The organism is Shewanella sp. SR43-8 (assembly GCF_014163775.1).
Taxonomy (GTDB): Bacteria; Pseudomonadota; Gammaproteobacteria; order Enterobacterales; family Shewanellaceae; genus Shewanella; species Shewanella vesiculosa.
In genome coordinates, this window is sequence record NZ_JACJDX010000001.1 from 502,154 (window position 1) to 523,407 (window position 21,254).

Sequence of the window (21,254 nt, forward strand, 5' to 3'; positions counted from 1 at the left end):
AGTAGGCAGACATGTTACAAGCATTCCGTATGGGGAAAGGAAAGCTAGCACCACTGAATGTGATGTGGTAATAAATCTATTAGTTTATCACCTTGTCTAAACCGTCAAACGAGACGAACAAAAGGTTGATGGATATTAAAACGACGTAAAGAGGGTCAATTCTTAACGTTTCATGGCGAATATACCGCCACGTAAAACTGTCACATCAGCAAACCAAGTGTTTTGCCAATAAAATTTGCTGCTACCTGTATAAGACATGGTCTTCTCCTGAATAAAGTTAAGTTGCATAAACCTAGTAAAGCTTGGCTCGGTTCCCTGGAACGTACATTTCTCAAATCCATTGAGACAACTTGTCACTCAGATCCTTGGAGGCTATATCCATCCTGGATTAACTAGAGCCGGCAATGATAATCCTTGCCGACGAAATGAATTATACAAAACTGTAATTTAATTACAAGTATTATTTGCTTTAATTCACAAAAACTTCATTAAAAGTGATTTAATTACAATAATTTCTGATTGAAACCATGTTAACCCATTGTTGCCAACATGTGACAGTTGGAATAATATCTATTATCACAACAACTTAACCAAGCGTGGCCTACAAAAAAGAAAACTGTAATAAAGCAACCAAAGGGCTTGCAGTTGGCTTTCCGTAGAGAGGATCGCCATCAACAGCACTGCCTGCAATATCGATATGGGTAAATGCCAGTTCTGTTTCGGCTAATCCAGACGCTTTTATCAAGAAAGCGGCAGGATATTGATGCCCACGAGCCGTAATTGAAGACGGACCATTATTCGATGACACCACATCTGCAGCGCCATTTTTATCGGCAACTTTATCAAAGTCTTCTGGACGTAATTGTGAAACCTCAAATGGTTCCCCCCATAATTGCCCCACTTCAGCTAATGTTGCTGCAACACCTTGCTTTTTAGCCACGCTATTTTCAACTAATGCAGGGTAACCACCGTAGGCTCGTACAACATGACCGGTTAACGTCGCCACCGAAAACAATTGTGGATTCACCGCAGTTTGAGCCTGTAAACGTAAATGGGATAACAAATCGGCTAGCACTAAACGCCCTTCAGCATCGGTATTACCTATACGGACTCGTACACCTGCGTGACTGGCAATAATTTCATCGGTAACAAATGCATCACTGCCAATACTGTTTCTCACTAACCCAAGCTCGGCGACCACTTTGATCCCTTTAGGTTTAAGTATCGATAGCGCCTTCATTAAACCGGCAACCGCAGCTGCGCCACCTTTATCACGGCTCATGCCAGCCATTGACCCGGCAACTTTAATATCAGCGCCACCAGTGTCGTAAACCACGCCTTTACCCGCAAAGAATAAGGTTTTGGTAATAGTGCCTTCACCAATATATTCAAGCTTTACCACTCGTGGATGATGACGAGCCACATCAAAAGAGCTTCTGCCAACAGCGCTTAATAATGGATATTGCGCTTTTAACTGCTCGGCTTGATCAATCACAGATACAGCCAAACCGCTATCAGCAAAAGCATCAACACAATATTGTGCAAACCCAATAGCCGACATACGCTCAGGTTCTGTACCACAAAGATCGCGCGCCAATACTCGTCCAGACTCTGCCGCATTAAGTAATAAACTATGGGTGGCGGTATTCAATAATCCAATCGCGGTTAAACTCGGTGGCAAAGACTTTGCTTCTCGTGCTTCTAACGGTTGCCAAAGCTCTTGTCCACAAGCTAGTGCGGCAACTTGTTCAGCATTAGCAAAACGCTTGTCAGTTACACTTGGTACAACTAATAAAGGTTTAGTGGCACCTGCGGCTTTAGCAATGGCAATCCCTTCTCGAGCAGCTTTGGCAAAAATCCTCACATCGCTATACTCATTGCCGCTATCAGCCACTGGAGAGATGATCAATCGACCACCGGCCAACCCCGGTGCAAAAAGGAGCGTGGCACTTTTACCGACACGCATATCAATTTGGCGAGCGTGTGCAGCAAGCAAACTCACTTCATCTTGTTTAATCTCAGCTAAACTCGTCGCTATCACGACAACAGCGTCCCAACCTTCGCCTTCAAAAATAGCCCCATCACTTATGACATCAATAATTGGCACTTGGAAGGCGGTAACCGCTTTATTCACTTGGGTCATACAAGATCCTTACTCTTTAGGAATACAGATAAATTAGTGGGTTCATAATTATTTACAGATTTGTGGACTAAACCTTGGCAAATCGGTATCGCAATATCAAGTAACTGCGCAGAATATGTTAAAATAATTGCAGTTATATTTTGTGTCGTATATCGACTTGATTTCATCTTAGAGGGCGTTTCGTGACTGCATTAACTCAATTATATCCTCAGCCTCTATGGCAATGGTTTGAACAAATTTGCGCTATTCCACATCCATCAAAGCATGAACATGCGTTATCACAACATATTCAGCAATGGGCAAAAGCTCAAGGCCTTGCGGTTGTTGAAGACAAAGTCGGTAACTTGATCATCCGTAAGCCTGCCACAGCAGGAATGGAAAACTGTAAAATAGTGGTGTTACAAGCGCACATTGATATGGTGCCGCAAAAAAATGCCGACAAAGTACATAACTTTGAAACCGATCCGATTGAAGCTTATGTAGACGGTGATTGGGTTAAAGCTAGAGGAACAACCTTAGGTTCTGATAACGGTATTGGTATGTCTTCGGCGCTGGCTGTTTTAGGCAGTAAAGACATTAAGCACGGGCCACTCGAAGTACTGCTCACCATTGATGAAGAAGCTGGCATGACGGGCGCTTTTGGTTTAGAAGCCGGTTACCTTGATGCAGAAATCTTAATCAATACAGACTCTGAGCAAGAAGGTGAAATCTACATGGGTTGTGCTGGCGGTGTTGATGCACAGATAAGTGTACCAATGTCTTGGCAAGCACCAGAACAAAGCAACGCCAGCTTTTCACTGACCATGTCAGGATTAAAAGGCGGTCACTCTGGGGTTAATATTCACCTTGGACGTGGTAATGCCAATAAGTTATTAGCGCGCTTTTTGTTTAAATACAGTGACGAATTAGCCCTAGAGCTAGTTAGCTTTAGTGGTGGCTCGCTGCGTAATGCCATTCCGCGTGAAGCTAACGTGCAATTTATGCTACCAGCAGAAAATATTGACGCACTAAAGCAAGCCATTGAATCGTTCCAAGCCCTAGTTCGTGAAGAATTAGCCGTTGCAGACCCAGGCATGCTACTGAGCTTAGCAGCAATTGATGCACCCACCAAAGTCATGGGCGAAGAGGCGCAAAATACCTTAATCGACTTATTACATGCTTGCCCTAACGGCGTAATGCGCATGAGTGATGAAGTTGAAGGCGTCACTGAAACATCACTAAATATAGGCGTGATCAGCACTGAAGATGAAAGTGTAGAAATATTATGCCTTATTCGTTCATTAATTGATTCAGGTCGTGAAGAAGTCACCGGTATGCTAACCGCACTATCAAACCTATCGGGTGCTAGCATAGATTTAAGCGGTGCTTACCCGGGGTGGAAACCAGATACTAGCTCACCTGTAATGGCAATTGTGCGAGACACCTATAACGATATTTATAAAAAAGATCCTACCGTGATGGTTATCCATGCAGGTCTAGAATGTGGTTTATTTAAAGAGCCTTATCCACTAATGGACATGGTCTCTATTGGGCCGACTATTCGTTATCCACATAGCCCTGATGAAATGGTCAACATCACCACTGTTGGTCAGTACTGGGAATTGCTACTTGCCGTATTAGAACGTATTCCAGCTAAAGAAGCGTAATCAATAGCGATGATTTATGCGTAAAACTAAAAAACGACAGAAATGTCGTTTTTTAGTTTTAGACTTGAGCGTTTTTCATTGCAATTCTAACATTTAAAACTGCAAATCAAGCTGAGTAATATGTGCCACTGGATTATCTGTAACAGCCAGTGTTGTATCAGCTAAACCAACACTAACCCCCAATAAGCGAATACCTCGCCCTTGGCTGCGCAGCAAAGCCTGTTGCAGTAAATCATGAAACAAATTAATCGACATTTCATCACTGCGATGTTCGATGGTGGTCTGTTTAAAATCATTAAATTTCAGCTTCACAACTTGCTTGTGGATCTGTCTATCTTTAGCACTGCGATGAACCCGAGCACTCAATTCTTGGATAAGCTGTGGTAATACTTGACGGCATTGCTCTAAGGTAAAAATGTCTTTGGCTAACGTAGTTTCAACCCCAACTGACTTTCGCACCCGATGCGGACTAATTTGTCTTGGATCTATCCCTTGTGATCGCTCAGCTAATACATGACCAAATTTGCCAAATACCTCAATTAATTGCGCTTTTGGATACTGTTGCACGTCATAGCAGGTGGTTAAGCCAATATCAGCTAACTTTTTTGAAGTGACTTTACCGACGCCAGGAATTTTACTCAGAGGAAGATCTTTTACAAAATCACTAATTTGATTAGGAGTGATGACATATTGGCCATTAGGTTTATTTAAATCGGAAGCGATTTTAGCTAAAAACTTAATCGGTGCAATACCCGCTGAGGCGGTTAAACCTGTGGTCTCAAATATATCATTTCGAATAGCCTTGGCAATTAACGTGGCACTGCCTTGGTGAGCATCGCAATCAGTCACATCAAGATAAGCTTCGTCTAGAGACAAGGGTTCGACAAGATCTGTGTATCGATGAAAGATCTCACGTATTTGCACAGACACCGATTTATATACATCCATGCGCCCTGGCACTAAAATTAACTGCGGACACAGCTGCAGTGCATGATAACTGGACATAGCACTTCGCACGCCAAATTTGCGGGCCTCATAACTGCAGGTACTTATCACACCGCGACGATCACTTCTGCCGCCAACAGCAATGGGCTTTCCTCGTAATTCAGGAAAATCGCGCATTTCTACCGCAGCAAAATAACAATCCATATCGATGTGAATGATTTTACGCATTCTATAACCATCATCATTTACTCAATTAAAAACAATGATACTGTATATAAAAACAGTATTCAATCATTGTGTATTGTTAATATAATGAATAAGTACAACTCAACATACTTTTTAAAAGTCAAAACCTAGCTTCAAGTCATTCTAAAACTCGATAAAATATTATTGAAGAAAAACCTAGATCATCTACGAAGTTAATCAATTGGCTAAATCGATTGTAGACAATGTTCTTATTACTTCATTTCTGTTTATTGAGTCATTATTTCTTTTCAAAAGCATTACAAAATCATAAGCATTTAACTTATTTTGACTATCTAGCAGTTCAGGGTCACTACCTTTGCTAAGTAAGTATTCGACTAATTTTTTATCATTAAGTAAGATTGCAGCATGAAGAGGTGGTAATCCATCAATCTCGCTTTTGCTATTAACAGAGGCACCATTTTCGATAAATTTATCTAAGTAAACATATTTTTTTTTCTGATTAGAAATGCTAAATAAAAATGCTATACCGCTAGCAGACTGAAGCTCATCTAAGTCTTGTTTAGTTAATCTAAAATTAAACAAATAAAATTCACAGAATGAATTTGGTATGTAATGTGTATTATCTTCTACACTACATAATACAACATCTTCAACACGGCTATTTTCAAGCGAATAAATGGCACCTAATGAATACAGAATAATAGTAATGAAAACACATCCAAGTAATACCTTAAATCTCATTTTAACTCCATATAACTTTGTTGTTTAAGTTAAAAGCTAAAACACCAAAATGTGGACCTTTTGTTTTTGCTATTCCATTTAAATACATGAGTAAAACACGACCAAAACTGTATGATAGTTGCTCTCTCACTCTGTCATATATTTTTATTTGCATTAAATCTTTAGCTGTTGCATGACTAAACCAATGCTTTGCAGCACTTCGCCCAAATTTTGTTATAACTTTTTTAGCACCATCTTGAGGGTTCATTGTTGCTCGAAATAAAGAGTCAATAAACCCCATCGCATAAGAGGCGTCTACAGCCTCAACTAACAAACCTTGAGCAAACTCACGTACTTCATCAGTAATATCTAACTCATCAATAATCGAATGTTGACTCGAAAATATAAATTTGAGAATAATTATAGTTTCATCATTATCAAATATAAGTTCACTACTCTTGAAACTCTTAAGGTGTACATTTCTATTCATTTCAACTTCCATGTAGTTTATCAAATGTTCTATAAAATATATCAATTTAGTTAGAAACAAACCATTATCACTTTTAATGTATCTCCCACCAACGAACACAAAAAAGCCCAAACTGAGTTGGGCTTTATTAACATGTAAAGTGTCGACTAAGTCGTTACATTTTAGTCTGTAAATAGTTCTGTAAACCAATACGTTCAATAAGACCTAATTGCTTTTCTAACCAATACATATGATCAGATTCAGTGTCATCTAATAACACCTCTAAAATTTCACGGGTTTGGTAATCAGCCTTTTGCTCACATAAGCCGATAACCTTACGTAAATGATCAGCCACATGATATTCATATGCAAGATCATTTTGTAGCATTTGTTGCACATCTTTACCTATGTTGAGCGCTTCACGACTGGCAACATCTGGAGTGCCTTCTAAAAATAAAATACGTTGGATCAACTTAGCTGCATGTAATTTTTCATCGTCTGATTCATGTAGAATACGGGTATAAAGTTCGTTAAATCCCCAATCCTCATACATGTGAGCATGGACAAAATATTGATCCATAGCAGATAATTCGCCGGTTAATAAACTATTGAGCGCATCGATGACTTCTGGATGACCTTTCATAATAATGTCCTATTAATCGTTAATTTGTGATTGAAGGTAATTTTGAATACCCGTTTGAGTGATGAGCTCTTGTTGTGATTCAATCCAATCTAAATGCTCTTCTTCATCTTCGAGTAAATCTTCCATTAAATCGCGACTAACATAATCTTGCTGAATTTCGCATACCTTAATGGCTTCACGCAAAATGGCAATTTGTTCCGTTATCGCAGTGAGATCGCAGCTAAGCATTTCTTCAGCATGTTCACCAATACGCAATTTATCTAACTGTTGTAGGTTAGGTAAACCTTCAAGAAACAATACACGTTCAATCAGCTTGTCAGCATGCTTCATGTCTTCAATCGATTTTTTATATTCTTTCTCATTAAGCTTTTCCAATCCCCAATGCTTAAACATACGAGCATGTAAAAAGTATTGGTTAATAGCGGTCAGCTCACAAGTAAGTACACGATTGAGTTGGCTGATGACTTTAGGATGACCTTTCATAGTAGTGTCCTCGAGAAGTAATGTGATCTTGATCAATTACAAACAGAATAAAACACTATAGGGTAAAATGCAAATTATCCTTTATTTTCACACACTTACAATTGATAACTATTATCATTATAACTAAGCTTTGTAACTGGCCAGCAATACTCAAGCATAAAAAAAGCCTTCAAAATGAAGGCTCTTTACAAAGCATTAGTGAAACAACCTAAGCTTAAAATAATTAACGAGGTTAAATAATACGATTTTGGTTAAGCAACTTATTTCGAGCTTGCTCTTTTTCCATACGGCGTTTGCGTTTATCACATGGATCATCACAGTCACAGGCTTTCTCTATACCTAAAACACCTAAACCACCGCAACTGCCTTCTACCGCTTTTTTCTTTACGATATAGCCAATGGACATTAGCAAAAAAAATAATAATAAAACCACAAACGCTGCAATAAATGTACTCATCACAAACTCCTATTGACTCATTCAGATTAGGGTAAACTGGTTCAATAAATTAGTAGCTCAATCAACCAGTTTAAAAATAAGCAAGCTACTTAAGATACGATTTAAATGCATCACTGTAATAGACCTGATATCCCTGCTCTTGCTTCTCTATCAACATTACCGCTAAATTGTTCTTTTTAGCTAACGCCAATGAAGCCTCTGTACCTAACACCATCATGGCCGTTGCATATCCATCTGCGGTCATACAACTAGAGTGTAACACGGTTGCTGAAGCTAATTGATGCTTTATTGGATAGCCGGTACGAGGATCAATTAAATGTGAGAAGCGCTCACCATTTTCTTGATAAAAGTTACGATAATCACCCGAAGTTGCCAATGACATAGTGCCAGGTTCAATGATTTGCTGAACCGCTTGACCTTCGCTGGTTGGTTGCTCTACAGCTACTCGCCAAGGGGTATTATCACTCTTAGTTCCTTTGACATTCAGTTCGCCACCAATTTCAACTAAATAACCAGATACATGATATTTATCTAATAAAGCGGCAACCTTGTCGACGCCAAAACCTTTGGCAATTGAAGATAAATCGACATACAAATCTGCATTATGCTTGGTTAATGTCAAACCGTTTACAGACAGCTCATGTATGCCCATTTTAGCTTTTGCTGCATCAATTTGAGCTTGAGTAGGTTCTGATATAGGGCGCTTATCGGGACCAAATCCCCATAAATTAACCACTGGGCCTAAAGTGATATCTAATGCACCATCAGTCTCATTATAAAGACGCATGCCCTCTTTAATCACCTTAATTGTATCGGCCGAGACGCTAACGCTCTGCTGCACCTGCAATTGATTAAACTTAGACAGTTCTGAGTCAGGACGGTAAGTCGACATTTGATCGTTAACCACCTCCAATGCCATGTCAATTTCAGCTTGCAGTAGTTGTGGTTCGGGTAAGCTTTTATTACTGACCACTTTAATATGATAAGTGGTACCCATTGTACTGCCAGATAATGAAATAATAGGCTCTGGAGAGCTACATGCACTCACAAATAATAAAACCGCTGGCAATAGCAGTAACTTGATTGAATTTACAGTCATCTCAAATTTACACTTGTATTAAATGAACAAAAAAAATTGCAGCATGCGAGACCTGTGTTTAACCACCCTGTCTGCACTGCTGCAATCTCATGACTTACATGTCGATGTTATGGGTTAACTCATTAACCACCGAAATCATCTAATAAGATATTTTCGTCTTCGACACCTAAATCTTTTAGCATACCAATAACAGCTGCGTTCATCATTGGAGGTCCACACATGTAGAACTCACAATCTTCTGGCGCATCATGGTCACGTAAATAGTTTTCATACAATACGTTATGGATAAATCCAGTATAACCAGTCCAGTTATCTTCTGCTTGCGGATCTGATAACGCGACATGCCATTTGAAGTTCTCATTTTCAGCCGCTAAGCCATCAAAGTCTTCTACATAGAACATTTCACGTTGAGAACGCGCACCGTACCAGAAACTAATCTTACGCTTAGATTTAAGACGCTTTAATTGGTCAAAAATATGTGAGCGCATCGGGGCCATACCAGCACCGCCACCAATAAATACCATTTCTGCATCGGTATCTTTTGCGAAGAACTCACCAAATGGACCAGAAATAGTCACTTTATCACCGGCTTTTAAGCTCCAAATATATGAAGACATTTTACCGCAAGGCAAGGTTAAATTACGTGGCGGTGGCGTAGCAATACGCACGTTCAACATAATAATCCCAAACTCTTCTGGATAGTTAGCCATAGAGTAAGCACGAATGGTTTCTTCGTCTACTTTAGACTCTAACTTGAAGAAACCAAAGTGTTCCCAGTCACCACGATACTTATCAGGCACTTCAAACTCAGCATACTTAATATGATGAGCAGGCGCTTCAATCTGAATGTAACCACCGGCGCGGAAAGGCACAGACTCGCCATCAGGAATTTGCAGCTTAAGTTCTTTAATGAACGTCGCTTTGTTATCGTTAGAGATAACAGCACATTCCCATTTCTTGATGCCGAAGATTTCTTCATCAAGTTCAATTTCCATATCAGATTTAACGTTTACCTGACAAGATAAACGACAACCTTGACGAGCTTCGCCCTTGCTAATGTGATCAAGTTCGGTTGGCAGAATATCACCACCACCAGACTTAATATTCACACGACACTGACCACATGAGCCACCGCCACCACAAGCACTTGATACGAAGATGCCGTTGTCTGCTAAAACGCCAAGTAACTTGCCGCCAGCACCTGTTTTAATTGCTTTATCTGCGTCGCCGTTAATACCAATAATGATATCACCGCTTGCCACTAGTTTTGATTTAGCGAATAAAATCACTAACACCAAAACCAAGACAATCACAGTAAACATACTCACACCTAGATAGACTTCTAGTGGAGTAGATTCAAGAATACCCATTCACTTATCCTTAAAGGTTCAAATTAATGCGTCGTCTCAGTGACTCTTACAGAGAAACACCTGAGAATGACATGAAACCTAGAGCCATAAGACCTGCAGAAACGAAGGTAATCCCTAAGCCTCGTAAGCCATTTGGCACGTCAGAATATTTCATCTTTTCACGGATACCGGCTAGCAATACGATTGCTAACGCCCAACCAATACCAGAGCCAATACCAAATACTACGCTCTCGCCAAGGTTGTAATCACGCTCTACCATGAAAGATACTGCACCGAAAATTGCACAGTTCACGGTAATCAAAGGTAAGAAAATACCCAACGCGTTGTACAAAGGTGGAAAATACTTGTCTAAAGCCATTTCCAAAATTTGCACAAGTGCTGCAATCACACCGATAAAGGTGATGAACTTCAAGAAGCTCAAATCAGCATCAGGGAAACCAGCCCAAGCTAGAGCACCTGGAGCTAACAGACCTTGATAAATAATTTGGTTAGCAGGAACCGAAATAGCCAGTACCACGATAACTGCAACACCTAGGCCCATCGCAGTAGTGATTTTCTTTGATACCGCTAAGAAAGTACACATACCTAAGAAGAACGCTAGCGCCATGTTTTCAATGAAAACGGAGCGAATTAATAAACTAATATAATGTTCCATTGCGTTTACCCTTTTGCTTCAACTTGCTCTGGCTTATACGTACGGATCAACCAGATCAGACCACCGATCAAGAAGAATGCACTCGGTGGTAGCAGTAATAAACCGTTAGGTTGATACCAACCACCGTCAGAGATTTTACTGAGGATTTCTACGCCGAATAATGAACCATTACCAAATAGTTCACGCACAACGCCGACAGACAATAGAATTGCACCGTAACCTAAACCGTTACCGATACCATCCATAAAGCTCATCATAGGCGGGGTTTTCATTGCGTAAGCTTCAGCACGACCCATTACGATACAGTTAGTAATAATTAAGCCAACGAACACCGATAACTGCTTAGAAATAGCGTAGGCATAAGCTTGTAATACTTGGTCAACCACAATCACTAACGAAGCAATAATGGTCATCTGTACAATAATACGCACACTGCTTGGAATATGATTACGGATAAGAGAGATAAACAGGTTAGAAAACGCTGTTACCGCAGTTAATGCAATCGTCATTACCAATGCTGTTTCTAACTTACTGGTCACAGCAAGTGCGCTACACACACCCAGAATTTGCAATGCAATTGGGTTGTTATTGATAATAGGTCCGGTTAGAACCTGTTTAAGTTCTTTAGCGTCAGCCATTAGCTTAACCCTCCGTTGTGTGCTTTAGCGATAAAGTTTGCAAAACCTTCTTTACCTAACCAAAACTGCAATGAGTGTTGTACACCGTTACTGGTAAGTGTTGCACCGGAAAGTGCATCAACACCATGAACAGAACTCGCCACTACAGGGTTTTTAGTTACACTAATCGCCAGATTGCCTTGCGCATCAAATAACTGCTTACCTTTCCACAATGCTTTCCATTTTGGATTTTCAACTTCGCCACCTAAACCAGGCGTTTCGCCTTGGTCATAGTAAACAAGTCCTTGAACTGTATTTAAGTCAGCTTCAAGTGCCAAAAGTGCATACATGGTTGACCACAAACCATAACCGTGAATAGGAAGAATGACGCTAGTCAGTTTACCTTCATCATTATGAACAAGGTAAACAACTGCGGTATCTGCAACACGTTTGATCGAGGCAATATCGTTTTCTGGCACAGACGAAGTGTCAGTATCACGAGACGCTTTACGTTGATCGTAAAGGTTAGCATTACCTTCAACAAACTCACCGGTTTTAAGATCAACTAAGCGAGCTTCAACATATTGTTCGTACTTGCTTAGGATTTCTTTCTTGGTGACTTTACCTTCTTTGGTATTTATCAGGCTCGCCGCTTCAAGAATATACTTTTGCTTATCGAGTAACTTATTTTCTTGCTGAATAGGCTTTAACACCACGGCAGCGGTCGAAACCAGTACTGAACAGATAAGACATAAGCCGACAACAACAAATAGCGTTCTTCCGAACGAATCTTTATTACTAGCCACGAGCAATCCTCCGCTTGATATTTGACTGTACGACAAAGTGGTCAAATAAAGGAGCAAATAGGTTAGCAAACAAAATAGCTAACATAATACCTTCAGGGAATGCAGGGTTAACCACACGGATAAACACTACCATTGCACCAATAAGGAAACCGTATGCCCACTTAGCGGTATTAGTAAACGACGCAGAAACAGGGTCTGTCGCCATAAACATCATACCAAATGCAAATCCACCTAACACTAAGTGCCAATACCAAGGCATTGCAAACATTGGGTTGGTGTCACTGCCAATCATGTTAAGTAAAGTCGCAATAGCAACCATACCTAAGAAAACACCACTGACAATTCGCCAAGAGGCAATGCGGGCATAAATGATAACTAGACCACCGAGCAAAATAGCAAAGGTAGAGACTTCACCGACTGAACCAGGAATGAAGCCCATGAAAGAGTCAATCCAGTTAGCCGTTGAGGCATAGTCAAACGTACCTTGTGCTGCTTGGCTTAATGCTGTTGCACCTGAATAACCATCAGCAACAACCCAAGTAGTATCACCAGACATGCTTAATGGGTAGGCAAAGTACAAGAAAGCTCGACCAGCCAATGCAGGGTTTAAGAAGTTACGCCCTGTACCGCCAAAGATTTCTTTCGCTACAACCACACCGAAGGTAATACCTAGTGCAACCATCCACAATGGAATAGTAGCCGGTAAAGTCAGAGCAAATAGTACCGAGGTAACAAAGAAACCTTCGTTAACTTCATGACCACGCACTGATGCAAATAGCACTTCCCAAAAACCACCGACGATGAAAGTCACGGCGTAGATAGGTAGGAAGAAGCACGCACCGTAGAACATCAAGGACGTAATGCCAGAGTCTGCAGTAAGTTGAGCGCCAAATAATTCAAATAAGCCAACTTGCCAAACATCTGGCGTGCCGAAACCTGCTGCCATCGCGACTTGAGCTTGTAAGCCTACGTTATACATACCAAAAAACATTGCTGGGAATGTACATGCCCAAACCGTAATCATGATACGTTTTAGGTCAACATTATCGCGAACGTGGGTTGCCCCTTTGTTCACTTTACCCGGAGTATAAAATACTGTGGCAGCCGCTTCATAAAGGGCATACCACTTTTCGTACTTGCCGCCTTTTTCAAATTGCGGCTCAATACGTTCGATAAAATCTTTCAAACTCATTAGCCTTCCCTCTCGATCGTATCTAAACAATCACGCAAATATGAACCGTAGTCATACTTACCTGGACATACGAACGTACACAATGCCAAATCTTCTTCATCTAACTCTAATGCGCCTAAACGGGCTGCGCCGTCAAAATCGCCAGAGAGTAAATCACGAAGTAGCATAGTAGGTAGAATGTCTAGAGGCATCACGCGTTCATAGTTACCAATAGGTACCATTGCACGGTCTGAACCGCAGGTGCTAGTGGTCATATTAAATAGACGCGATGGGCTTAAGTGGCCTAAGAATGCACGAGTGATAGAGAATTTATCTGCGCCAGGCATAGCCCAACCGAACAATTCTTTTTCTGTCCCTTCTTCCAGTACGCTCACCTGCTGATGATAACGCCCCAGATAAGCTTGAGGTCCAACCGCTGTGCGACCGCTTAACACTGAGCCCGAAATCACACGAACACCATCACCAACTGTTTCATCAGCAGTCAGTTCAGTCATGCTAGCACCCAAAACGGTACGAACTAGACGAGGTTTTTTCGCTTTAGGACCACCAATCGCAACCACACGTTCAGTGTTTAATACACCTTTGGTGAACAGTTGACCAAAAGCAATCACATCCTGATAGCCAATATGCCACACAGTACGTGTTGCAGAAGCTGGAAGAACGTTGTGAATATGCGTACCCACAAGGCCTGCTGGATGTTTACCCGCAAACTCTTGGACTTGCGCATTGGCTGCTGGGATATCGGCACCTTGTGCTTTACATAGGTAAACTTTACCTTCAGTCAATCGTGCTAGAACCTTAAGGCCGTTAGCAAAATCTTCTTTATGTTGAGCTATGACTACCACAGGATCGGCAGCAAGAGGTTGGGTATCAATTGCAGTAACAAAAATACCTGCAGCAGTAGCATCTACAGCCGGCACTTTACTGAAAGGGCGTGTACGTAAAGCAGTCCACAAACCTGAGTCAATCAGATTATCACGAACAACTTGTACGTCTAACGTGTCTAACTTATCAGCATCGTATTGAGCAAAAGTAACGCTATCGTCACCTTCCACAGCAATAACAACTGACTGAAGTACACGTCTTGCACCTCGGTTGATTTCTAAAATAGTACCACTGGCTAAAGCCGTATATTTAACGCCTAAGTTCTTTTTATCTTCAAAAAGAACTTGGCCTTTTTGTACTTTATCGCCCACTTTGATTTTCATCGTTGGACGTAAGCCAATATACTCTTCACCCAAAGTCGCTACGTGTCTAATGGCTGGGCCATTATGGATAACTTGCTCTGGTCCGCCTGCTATAGGCAGTTCCAATCCTTTCTTAATTGTAATCATATCCACAAGCACTACGTTTGAAGGAAAGACAATGCGCCACGTTCCGCTGCAAAAACAAAGCATTAACAAATGCCTCACGTTTGAGCTAGCGCAGATTTAACTCGAAAATGCGATCGTAATCACGCTGGTCGCGCGCATTTTACCGCAAATATGAGACTATCGCCACGAAAATTATAGGTGTTTTCATACCAATACATTACTTTGCTAAATGATTTTTAGATCAGACTGAACGAATAAGAACCTGCAAGGTTATGCCGTATACTAAAATCTGATAAAAAAACTATCGCATTAATTTTAAAGAAATAAATTTCAGCTGTTCAACCACGAGAACAATTGTGACATAAATAATACTCCCCAAATGAGTCATCACTTGAGGAGTATTGGTATTTTGACATCAAAGTCACATCAATTGTGATCGACTATGTCTACAGCTTAACTTAGCCTATAAACGATTCTCTAAAAATGGCCTTGATAACCAAAGTAAGTCGTCATTTCAGACTGTCCTTGGGATCCCATTACAGTGCGATTTGCCACTAACTCTTCATCTAACAAATTCTCTACACGAACATACAGCTCGTGCTGCTCAGTCAAACGGTAAGTTGCGGCGATATCAACTTTCCATTGACTATCGATAGCACGCTCATTTGTGAAGCCACCTTGATAACCTAATTCAGATTGATACAAGGCTTGAGCCATAATAGAAAAGTCGCCATAAACAACACCTGAGCTTAAGGTCAGTTGTTGTTCAGGCACCCAAGGTAATTGACTATTAGCAGCAAAACATCCCATCAACTCATTGCAATTAGCATTATCTGTTTCAGCTTGGGTATATTGATATTTGGCTTTAAGAGGAATTGAAAAACTATCAAAACTAACGCCATAGGCTATGCTCAAGTCTGCGCCGACAACTGAGACGTCTTTAATATTCTCTTGTAATGATATTTGCTCATAATCACATATCATGCCCGGCAAACAGCTCACATGCTGGCTATCGTAATCATGTATATAAGCCGTCATGGCAATCGATAAAGCATCTTGTTGATAGCTTAACGCTAATTGATATTGCAGTGCTTCTTGCGCCGTTTGCTCAATATTGCCAGCAGATGCGGCGGTCCAAGCTTGTTTGGCTTGTAACGCGGCTAACCACGGCCCACTCTGATAAGCCACTTCAATAGATGGCAACCAGCCATCATCAGAAAAATCAGCAGCATTAAGACTCGTATTTACATCACCAAGCTCGCGCGAAACACTGACATGCTCATAACCTAAACCAAGGTTAACAGACCACTGACCATAATTTAATTTGGTATCTACCGCAGATGAAAAAGCTGAAGCATCGTCAGTATAAGTCAGAGCATATTCATTATCTGTGGTGGGTAAAAGTACTAAATCATTGCCCCATAACCAATCTCGTTGACCTAAACGCATTTCAGCTTTATCGGTGTGATAACGTGCGCTATAAGTCACTTGATGTTGACCATACATAGTGACACCTTTGGTTTGCACACCAAAGCCAGCAAAGTCGTTGTTTTGCGTTAACGCGCCTAAGTTCATGCCATCGACAGTGGGTGATGTTTCAAACGTCGCAATGTCAGTTAGTGAGTCATTATCAATCTGCACACCATCAACAAAACGCATTTCTTGAGTTTGTTGCGAATAGGTTTGATAGTAAAAATCAGTATCCATGGTTGACGTCGCTGACAATATCACCTTATGAGCGAGTACATAACGTTGACGTTCACCATCAGTGTTATCTGTGCTGGATGCAGAATATAAGGCAGTCGGGTTTAAGCCGAAATCTGCAGAGGTTAGCCCTAAGTTTCCACGATCACTGTCTTGCGATGAATACTGGTAACTGAATTCGGTAGTCTGTTGGTTGCGCGCACCAGGTAAACTTTTGGCTGCTATTTTAAATAAAATATCTTTTTGGGTGGTATCGGCCTCTTGCGAAATACGATAACCGACATCGTCTGACGCTGATTGATAATCAACCGCCAGTAACATACCAGATTCTTTTGAAGTGCCACTCACTATGACACCACCATTGATGGCGCTATTATCACTGCCTTCAAGGTTAACATCAGTTGCAGCTTTTTTAGGGCTAATTTGTACAGACTGATAATCCAATTTACCAAAAGCGGCTTCAGAGCTTTCGGTGACACTGGTCATCCCCGTAAAGGATACTTGTTGTTGATGCAACAAATTAGGTTGCAATACTAGATGTTGTCCTGAATACGGCGCCGGAGAAAAGAAGATTCCATCTTGTAAAATAGCAACACCGTCTGTGGCCCCCGCATGGGTGAACATCACATTTTGATGTGGTGTAGCAGGTAATACTGTTGCGCCCGCCAAACCGAGCACAATATCACTCTGACGATAATGATATTGGCTTATTGATGACTGCTGCAACTCAAGTTGATTATTAATCTTATCAATAGACTCTGTTACCATTTCGGCAACAGCATTGGTTGAATAGCAAACATAAAGCACTGCGGTGGCTATCACTGACAGGCTAAATGGGTGGTTAGACATATTAATCTCCGTATATGTGTCTGTTCACGCAAAAATCGCTTAATTTGACAAGTTACTAACTAAAACATAGGCATCACAATAACGGTTTTTTTCACATAAAAATAGCGTACTTTTAACGTTTACTCGACATTGAGATGTGCTATTTTCAAAAAAAGCGGCTAAAGCCGCTTTATGATTACCGAGTTAATCAATTGAATTATAACTTACCTAAAATTTCATCACTCAGTTTGAGATCATCATTTTGGTTAACGCTTACGCCAGCAGCAATAATCATCCGCGCAATATCTTGAGCTTGTTCTAATGAGTGCATCTCGTATGTGCCACATTGATACTCATTTAATTCAGGGATATCTTTTTGATCAATCACATTTGTGACGTCAATCATGGCTGCTAACCAAGCATCGGCAACGTTACTTTCTGTCGGTTGACCAATTAAGCTCATGTAAAAACCTGTGCGACATCCCATAGGTGAAATGTCAATAATCTCAATACCATCACCATTCAAATGATCACGCATAAAGCCAGCAAATAAATGCTCAAGCGTATGAATACCACGCTCGCTGAGGATATCTTTATTGGGTGCACAAAAACGCAAATCGAATACAGTAATAGCATCGCCACTTGGCGTGCTCATATGCTTAGCAACACGAACCGCTGGCGCATTCATACGTGTATGGTCTACGGTAAAACTGTCTAATAAAGGCATTGCTTTCTCCAAAATAAATTTAAAAATCTTACAATATAAAGCCTAATAACCAGATACTATCACTATTCCAGCATTGTCACAGTCAGAGTTTACTGCGCATGTTGTTCATCTATTTCAAACTGACTTAACGCATCTTCGGTATAACTAAAATAACGTTTCACAGACTTCTCATTAGCGATATATGACTCTAATACTTTATTAAATAGCGGATCTTTAGCCGCTTCATGATTAAGGACATCATCTCGGGCATTTTTTAATGCTCGCATAACACTATAGGGAAAAGCTTTCACTTGGACATTGTGTTCGTTAAGCAATACGTCCATGGCAGCAATATGGCCTTGAGTATAATCATCTAACATATCTTGGTTAATGGCACTTGCCGCAACTTTAACCATCATTTGTAAATCTTCAGGTAAGGCAGAGAAAGCCTGCTTGTTAATGAGAAATTCCATAGTCGATCCAGGCTCGTGCCAGCCTGGATAATAGTAGTACTTAGCCACCTGATACAAACCTAGCGGTAAATCATTATAAGGGCCGACCCACTCAGCAGCATCAATAGCCCCGGTTTGGAGCGCGCTATATAATTCCCTGCCAGCAAGCGCATCAACAGGAACACCACCCAGTTTCTTAAGCACCTCGCCCCCAATGCCAGGTAGGCGCATTTTAAGGCCTTTAAAATCTTCAGGTGTTGCAATGACTTTATTAAACCAGCCGCCCATTTGCATGCCAGTATTTCCTCCTGCCAACGGTAACACGCCAAAAGGCTGATAAACTTCCTCCCACAATGCCATTCCACCACCATAATGAAGCCATGCATTCATCTGTTGTGCGGTTAAACCAAAAGGAATTGATGAAAAAAACTGCGCAGCGGGTGCTTTGCCTTTCCAATAATATGAAGCGCTATGCGCCATTTCAATGGTGCCGTTACTTACACCATCAAAAACCGATAAAGCAGGCATCAACTCCCCGGCGCCATAAACCGTAATCACTAAACGTCCGTTTGACATTTGTTTGACTAACTGCGCAAATCGTTCTGGGGCCATGCCTAAACCGGGCAAGTTTTTCGGCCATGAGGTTGCCAAACGCCATTTAATAACTTGATGAGGGAGTAAATCAGTTTGAGAAACAGAGTTTACCTTTGCAGGCGCCTCTTGTTGACAGCCAAATAGTAATATAAGAACCATTAACCAGCAGATTGGTACCACCTTGCCCATGTCTATATCCTTTATCAATCAGGCTCTTCTACTCCATGACTGTAACATATTCATAACGAGTGACAAATACAACTGATTTACGACAAAAACAAAAAACCTCACGTCATCGGTGAGGTTTTTTATACACTAGACAAAGTGAAAAACATTAGCCTTTACAGTTAGGCGTTTTAGGTACTTCATCTAAAGCTTGCCATTCTGGCTGGCTGTAAGCATTGATAGATAAGGCATGTACACCGTTGGCTAATTCGTCTGCAAGTGCTTGGTTAACCAAACGGTGACGAGCAAGTAAACGCTGTTCGCTAAATTGATCGCTAACTACAACCACTTTAAAATGGGTTTCTGAATTAGGCGGCACATGATGACGGTTACTTTCATTAATCACCTCTAGATGCAATGGCGCAAAAGCGTGATTCAATTTATCGGTAATGATTTGTTCGACAGACATAGTGATACTCTTATTAATCCATATCGATGAAATCGCAGGGTACTGGTTTGCCGAATAAAGGTCAAACAAGCAGGGTAAAAGTTAACGTTTGAGCACAGCTTTCTCAAGTCGAACTGACATTAACTCCTTGGCCAATCGGTTATATCGACACTATCGATACAATATAACGCATGGCTCTCATCATGTTGCTGTAATGCCTCACGTCCCAACCATGCATTAATAAATAATCCTTGTGGATCGTATGTCTGCTGCTGTTTTTGCAGATTAAAACGTCTCGAACCGCGTGGGTCGGCGCCAACACCGGCTAGATACTGCCAATTGCCCCAATTCACTGCTGGATCATAATCAATTAATTGCTGTTGAAAATACGCCGCCCCATAACGCCAATCACATTGCAGTTCATTGACCAAGCAACTTGCTACAATTTGCCTGCCGCGGTTTGACATATAGCCAGTGTCATTTAACTGCTTCATCAATGCATTCACAAACGGATAAGGTGTAGTGGCGGTTTTCCAAGCTTGAATGCGTTGGGCGTAAAAACTGGTTAATGGTTTACGCCCATTAATGCCTGAAAATCTAAACACCAGCGTATTGAATTTATGCGCGTAAAAATGGAAATACTCACGCCAAAGCAGCTCATACAAAATACACTCGGTCGATTCGTTAGCGCCTTGTTGCAACTCAAATTGCTTTAATGCTACCACAACTTGTCTTGCCGATAAGCAACCATTGGCTAACCAAGGCGAAAACTTTGTTGAGCATTCCCAGCCATCAAGTTCGTTGCGTACCGCTTTATAGTTATGGGCTAAATTTGACGAAAAGTAACTGTCTAATTGCAATTTCCCTTGTGCTTCACCACCGCAAAAGACATTGTTCATCGTGTGAGTTTGTGGCAACCAACTAGGATAAGCCAGCCAAGACTGAAGTTGTTTGTCTTGTTGCTTAAGTGCAACCATAGGCGGGAGCCAAGATACTGCATCAGTGGCTGGGCTGATATTAACGTTGTCGACCTTTTTACGAAACTGGCTGAATGTCGCAGCCAGATCGGCTAATTCAAAAGGCAGTTGCTGCAGCTCAAACAGCGTTTGCGTAGTAATAGTCGAATATTCAACATTGGGGCATTGCTGCTGAATCACTTGCCAAGCCGTTTGCTCATCGGCACCACTATGGTTACTACGGTATACCCTTGAAATATTATGAGTTTGAATTATATAGGGTAACGATTTTTGCGCTGAGGCATAAACAATATGCACCTGTTGACCATATTGATTCAACGTTTCGTCTAAAGCCCGTAATGACTCCAGTAAAAACCGCAGTCGGTACTTACCAACATAATCAGCCTGATATTGAGCTTGGCGAAACCAGCTAGGGTCGATGCAGTACACCACCATCAACTGTTGTGCATGCTGGGCGATATCTGCAAAAATGGCATTATCTGCTACCCGCAGATCATCACCTAACCAATAAAGTGCATTGACAGTAGATTGTGACGTCGATTGTAGGTTCGAGCCTTCGAAAGTTTGCCCACCAGCATTATTCATCTATTCATTACCACAGTTTGTACCAATGCT

General features: G+C 41.1%; 20 protein-coding genes. 1 reads left to right on the forward strand and 19 read right to left on the reverse strand.

Translation table 11 applies throughout. The features are described 5' to 3' along the window. Positions 1-601: 601 nt before the first annotated feature. Entirely contained in the window at positions 602-2,143 is a 1,542-nt protein-coding gene (locus H5114_RS02110; RefSeq protein ID WP_182722052.1) for a leucyl aminopeptidase family protein, read from the reverse strand. A gap of 182 nt (positions 2,144-2,325) precedes the next feature. Here H5114_RS02110 and H5114_RS02115 point away from each other — a divergent pair, with 182 nt between their 5' ends. After that, on the forward strand, positions 2,326-3,789 hold the full coding sequence (locus tag H5114_RS02115) for an aminoacyl-histidine dipeptidase (RefSeq protein ID WP_182722053.1): 1,464 nt from the start codon (positions 2,326-2,328) through the stop codon (positions 3,787-3,789). Between the two features lie 93 nt (positions 3,790-3,882). On the opposite strand, the gene dinB is transcribed toward H5114_RS02115, so the two are convergent. The 18 genes from dinB to H5114_RS02205 form a co-directional block, all read right to left on the reverse strand. Then, positions 3,883-4,962, reverse strand: a complete 1,080-nt coding sequence (gene dinB / locus H5114_RS02120) for a DNA polymerase IV (protein ID WP_182722054.1) — start codon at positions 4,960-4,962, stop codon at positions 3,883-3,885. Positions 4,963-5,157: 195 nt separating this feature from the next. Further along, positions 5,158-5,682 carry an ankyrin repeat domain-containing protein gene (locus H5114_RS02125; RefSeq protein ID WP_124015680.1) on the reverse strand — a complete coding sequence of 175 codons (525 nt, stop codon included), beginning with the start codon at positions 5,680-5,682 and terminating at the stop codon, positions 5,158-5,160. Between the two features lies 1 nt (position 5,683). After that, the gene (locus H5114_RS02130) at positions 5,684-6,151 is read right to left on the reverse strand and encodes a hypothetical protein (protein ID WP_165870064.1); all 468 of its coding nucleotides are present in this window, start codon (positions 6,149-6,151) and stop codon (positions 5,684-5,686) included. Between the two features lie 154 nt (positions 6,152-6,305). After that, positions 6,306-6,773 carry a bacterioferritin gene (gene bfr / locus H5114_RS02135; RefSeq protein WP_124015678.1) on the reverse strand — a complete coding sequence of 156 codons (468 nt, stop codon included), beginning with the start codon at positions 6,771-6,773 and terminating at the stop codon, positions 6,306-6,308. A 12-nt stretch (positions 6,774-6,785) separates the two neighbouring features. Continuing rightward, the gene (bfr, locus tag H5114_RS02140; protein ID WP_182722055.1) at positions 6,786-7,256 is read right to left on the reverse strand and encodes a bacterioferritin; all 471 of its coding nucleotides are present in this window, start codon (positions 7,254-7,256) and stop codon (positions 6,786-6,788) included. Positions 7,257-7,488: 232 nt separating this feature from the next. Beyond that, positions 7,489-7,713 carry a (Na+)-NQR maturation NqrM gene (gene nqrM / locus H5114_RS02145; protein WP_124015676.1) on the reverse strand — a complete coding sequence of 75 codons (225 nt, stop codon included), beginning with the start codon at positions 7,711-7,713 and terminating at the stop codon, positions 7,489-7,491. Positions 7,714-7,798: 85 nt separating this feature from the next. Continuing rightward, positions 7,799-8,812 (reverse strand): FAD:protein FMN transferase, encoded by a 1,014-nt coding sequence (locus H5114_RS02150; protein ID WP_124015675.1) that lies wholly within the window; start codon positions 8,810-8,812, stop codon positions 7,799-7,801. Between the two features lie 122 nt (positions 8,813-8,934). Next, positions 8,935-10,182, reverse strand: a complete 1,248-nt coding sequence (gene nqrF / locus H5114_RS02155; RefSeq protein WP_124015674.1) for an NADH:ubiquinone reductase (Na(+)-transporting) subunit F — start codon at positions 10,180-10,182, stop codon at positions 8,935-8,937. Positions 10,183-10,228: 46 nt separating this feature from the next. After that, on the reverse strand, positions 10,229-10,837 hold the full coding sequence (gene nqrE, locus H5114_RS02160; protein ID WP_101085796.1) for an NADH:ubiquinone reductase (Na(+)-transporting) subunit E: 609 nt from the start codon (positions 10,835-10,837) through the stop codon (positions 10,229-10,231). A 5-nt stretch (positions 10,838-10,842) separates the two neighbouring features. Then, positions 10,843-11,475 (reverse strand): NADH:ubiquinone reductase (Na(+)-transporting) subunit D, encoded by a 633-nt coding sequence (locus tag H5114_RS02165; protein ID WP_011636426.1) that lies wholly within the window; start codon positions 11,473-11,475, stop codon positions 10,843-10,845. Continuing rightward, positions 11,475-12,260, reverse strand: a complete 786-nt coding sequence (locus H5114_RS02170; protein WP_124015673.1) for a Na(+)-translocating NADH-quinone reductase subunit C — start codon at positions 12,258-12,260, stop codon at positions 11,475-11,477. Before H5114_RS02170 ends, H5114_RS02165 begins: the two co-directional genes overlap by 1 nt. Further along, positions 12,253-13,452, reverse strand: a complete 1,200-nt coding sequence (locus tag H5114_RS02175; protein WP_124015672.1) for an NADH:ubiquinone reductase (Na(+)-transporting) subunit B — start codon at positions 13,450-13,452, stop codon at positions 12,253-12,255. Before H5114_RS02175 ends, H5114_RS02170 begins: the two co-directional genes overlap by 8 nt. After that, complete coding sequence (locus tag H5114_RS02180; protein ID WP_124015671.1) at positions 13,452-14,786, reverse strand: Na(+)-translocating NADH-quinone reductase subunit A; 1,335 nt, start codon at positions 14,784-14,786, stop codon at positions 13,452-13,454. Before H5114_RS02180 ends, H5114_RS02175 begins: the two co-directional genes overlap by 1 nt. 456 nt (positions 14,787-15,242) lie before the next feature. Then, the gene (locus H5114_RS02185) at positions 15,243-17,318 is read right to left on the reverse strand and encodes a TonB-dependent receptor (protein ID WP_182722056.1); all 2,076 of its coding nucleotides are present in this window, start codon (positions 17,316-17,318) and stop codon (positions 15,243-15,245) included. Between the two features lie 196 nt (positions 17,319-17,514). Continuing rightward, positions 17,515-18,024 (reverse strand): S-ribosylhomocysteine lyase, encoded by a 510-nt coding sequence (gene luxS / locus H5114_RS02190; protein WP_124015669.1) that lies wholly within the window; start codon positions 18,022-18,024, stop codon positions 17,515-17,517. Positions 18,025-18,113: 89 nt separating this feature from the next. Then, the gene (locus H5114_RS02195; RefSeq protein WP_182722057.1) at positions 18,114-19,238 is read right to left on the reverse strand and encodes a TRAP transporter substrate-binding protein; all 1,125 of its coding nucleotides are present in this window, start codon (positions 19,236-19,238) and stop codon (positions 18,114-18,116) included. A 145-nt stretch (positions 19,239-19,383) separates the two neighbouring features. After that, positions 19,384-19,683, reverse strand: coding sequence for a BolA family transcriptional regulator (locus H5114_RS02200; protein ID WP_124015667.1), 300 nt, complete (start codon positions 19,681-19,683; stop codon positions 19,384-19,386). Positions 19,684-19,802: 119 nt separating this feature from the next. Then, positions 19,803-21,224: a DASH family cryptochrome gene (locus H5114_RS02205; protein ID WP_182722058.1), complete on the reverse strand. Its 1,422-nt coding sequence runs from the start codon at positions 21,222-21,224 to the stop codon at positions 19,803-19,805. Positions 21,225-21,254: the final 30 nt, after the last annotated feature.